Here is a 2,885-nt window from a genome sequence, read left to right as displayed (position 1 = left end):
CCCCGGCCCGCCCGTTCGCCCGGCCACCGTTCTCGGTCCCGCTCTCCGTCCCGCCCGCCTCGGCGGTTCCGCCCAACCGGGCGGTGTCGGCCTCCGACGCAGGGCCCGCCTGCGCCGTGGGCGCGCCGGAGGCCGCACCCTCCCCCGTGGCCGCGGCGGACGAGGCGACCGTCACCAGCGGCGAGCCGACCGGGATCTCCTGCCCGATCTCGCCGTAGCGCGCGGTGACCACGCCCCCGTAGGGACACGGCACCTCGACCATCGCCTTTGCCGTCTCGACCTCCACCACCGGCTCGTCGACGGCGACCACGTCGCCCACCTCGACCAGCCAGCGGACGATCTCCGCCTCCGTCAGCCCCTCGCCCAGATCGGGCAGCCGGAACTCGCGTACCTCGGCCATCAGCGTGTGCTCCCCTCGGTCCACTCCGCCTCCCACTGGAGACGGTCGACCGCGTCGAGCACCCGGTCAACCCCCGGCAGGTGGTGGCGTTCGAGCATCGGCGGCGGATAGGGGATGTCAAAGCCCGCCACTCGCAGCACCGGCGCCTCCAGGAAGTGGAAGCAGCGCTCGGTGATCCGCGCGGCGATCTCCGCGCCGGGGCCGCCGAAGCCCGTCGACTCGTGGACGACCACCGCGCGCCCGGTGCGGCGCACGGACTCGCAGATCGTGGCGTCGTCGAACGGCACCAGCGAGCGCAGGTCGACGACCTCCAGGTCGAGACCGTCCTCGGCCGCCGCCTCCGCCGCCTCCAGGCACACCGGCACCGACGGGCCGTAGGTGATCAGCGTCGCCGACGTCCCGCGCCGCCGTACGACGGCCTGCCCGGCGGGCGGCACGGCCGGCGGACGGTTCACGTCCCAGTCCGCGTCCTTCGACCAGTAGAGCCGCTTCGGCTCCATGAAGACCACCGGGTCGTCGGAGTTGATGGCCTCGCGCAGCATGCCGTAGGCGTCCGCGACCGTCGCCGGGGTGAAGACGTGCAGGCCCGGCGTGGCGAGGTAGTACGCCTCGGAGGAGTCGCTGTGGTGCTCCACGCCGCCGATCCCGCCGCCGTACGGCACGCGGATCGTCAGCGGCATCGGCATCGCGCCCCGCGTCCGGTTCCGCATCCGCGAGACGTGCGACACCAGCTGCTCGAACGCCGGGTACGCGAACGCGTCGAACTGCATCTCCACCACCGGGCGCAGCCCGTACATCGCCATGCCCACGGCCGTGCCGAGGATGCCGGCCTCGGCCAGCGGCGTGTCGGTGCAGCGCTCGGGCCCGAACTCGGCGGTGAGCCCGTCGGTGACCCGGAAGACGCCGCCGAGCGTGCCGACGTCCTCGCCCAGCACGTGGACCGTCGGGTCCTCGGCCATCGCGTCGCGCATCGCCCGGTTCAGGGCCTGCGCCATCGTCGCGGGTTTGCGGGCGGCCGTCCCGTCGGCCCGCCTCTCCGCCGCCGCCGTGCTCATCGCGCCTCTCCCCGGTGCCGCTCGTCGTCGTTCTTCTCCTGCGCGTCGTCGGCCTCCTCGGCCGCCGCCAGCTCCTGCCGCAGCTGCTCCGCCTGCTCCCGCAGCTGGCTGGTCTGCCGCGCGTAGACGTGCTCGAACAGCGACATCGGGTCCAGCTCGGGGTCCTCGTTCATACGGTTCCGCAGGTCGGCGGCGAGATGTTCGGCGGACTCCGCCGCCTGTCGCCTGTCCTCCTCGGCCAGCAGGCCCCGCTCGGTCAGTTCACGCTCCAGCAGCAGGATCGGATCGTGCTCCCGCCAGGCGGAGACCTCCGCGTCCTCGCGGTAGCGGGTGGCGTCATCGGCGTTGGTGTGCGCGTCGACGCGGTACGTCACGGCCTCCACCAGCGTCGGACCGCCCCCGCCGCGTGCCCGCTCGACCGCCTCCGCCAGCACCCGGTGCACGGCCACGGCGTCGTTCCCGTCCACCAGCCGGCCCGGCATGCCGTACCCGACGCCCTTGTGCGCGAGCGTCGGCGCGGCCGTCTGCTTGGCCAGCGGCACGGAGATCGCGAAGCCGTTGTTCTGCACCAGGAACACCACCGGCGCCTGCCAGACGGCGGCGAAGTTCAGCGCCTCGTGGAAGTCGCCCTCGCTCGTGCCGCCGTCGCCGACGAGCGCCAGCGCCACCACGTCGTCGCCCTTCAGCCGCGCGGCGTGCGCCAGCCCGACGGCGTGCGGCAGCTGCGTGGCGAGCGGCGTCGACAGCGGCGCCACGCGGTGCGTACGCGGGTCGTAGCCCGTGTGCCAGTCGCCGCGCAGCAGCGTCAGCGCCTCGACCGGGTCGACGCCGCGCGCCACCGCCGCGAGCGTGTCGCGATAGCTCGGGAACAGCCAGTCCTGCTCGCGCAGCGCCAGCGCGGCGGCTATCTCGCACGCCTCCTGGCCCGTCGACGACGGGTACACGGCCAGCCGGCCCTGCTTCGTCAGCGCCGTGGCCTGCTGGTTGTAGCGGCGACCGCGCACCAGCTCCTCGTACAGCCGGCGCAGCAGCTTCTCGTCCAGCTCCGCGCCCGTGCCCAGCAGCCGGTACGGCTCCTCGTCGGGCAGCAGCGGCGCGGCGTCCGTGCGCGGCCGCCAGGCCGGCGGCGGAGCGGGCCGGTAGGCACCTCGCTGCTCGGTCACCGTCATGAGAGCACACCTCCGGTCGGGTGGAGTGTTCGCCGCCGCCGCGCCGGTGGCGCGGCCGCCCGGTGGCGCCGTCGGGTTCGCCGTGGGCGTCGGGCGGACCGATCGTCCTGTCCGGTTGTCCGGCTCGGGTCGGCCGGGCTGTCGTCGGGGCTGGTGCAGATTGCGGCCTTCATGATCCGCTACCTGGACGTGATCGCCGACGAGCTGCGGCGGATGCGGATCGCCCGGGCGTCGCGCGGGTTCACCGCGCGCGGGCCGCGG

Annotated in this window: 3 protein-coding genes and 1 pseudogene; 1 reads left to right on the top strand and 3 read right to left on the bottom strand. The window is 74.5% G+C overall.

The window, feature by feature from the left end:
* From FNX44_RS25650 to pdhA, 3 genes are all read right to left on the bottom strand, one after another.
* The coding region (locus tag FNX44_RS25650; protein ID WP_323369669.1) for a biotin/lipoyl-containing protein at positions 1-400 on the bottom strand (400 nt) is incomplete at its 3' end.
* Complete coding sequence (locus FNX44_RS25645; protein WP_143651367.1) at positions 400-1,455, bottom strand: alpha-ketoacid dehydrogenase subunit beta; 1,056 nt, start codon at positions 1,453-1,455, stop codon at positions 400-402. The genes FNX44_RS25650 and FNX44_RS25645, both read right to left, overlap by 1 nt.
* Positions 1,452-2,624: a pyruvate dehydrogenase (acetyl-transferring) E1 component subunit alpha gene (gene pdhA, locus FNX44_RS25640; protein WP_143651366.1), complete on the bottom strand. Its 1,173-nt coding sequence runs from the start codon at positions 2,622-2,624 to the stop codon at positions 1,452-1,454. Before pdhA ends, FNX44_RS25645 begins: the two co-directional genes overlap by 4 nt.
* Before the next feature lie 150 nt (positions 2,625-2,774).
* Here pdhA and FNX44_RS25635 point away from each other — a divergent pair.
* A pseudogene (locus tag FNX44_RS25635) lies at positions 2,775-2,885 on the top strand (cobalt ECF transporter T component CbiQ); the annotation flags it as partial.

This window comes from Streptomyces alkaliterrae, from assembly GCF_007097205.2.
Taxonomy (GTDB): domain Bacteria; phylum Actinomycetota; class Actinomycetes; order Streptomycetales; family Streptomycetaceae; genus Streptomyces; species Streptomyces alkaliterrae.
This window is presented reverse-complemented; position numbering and strand designations above follow the sequence as displayed.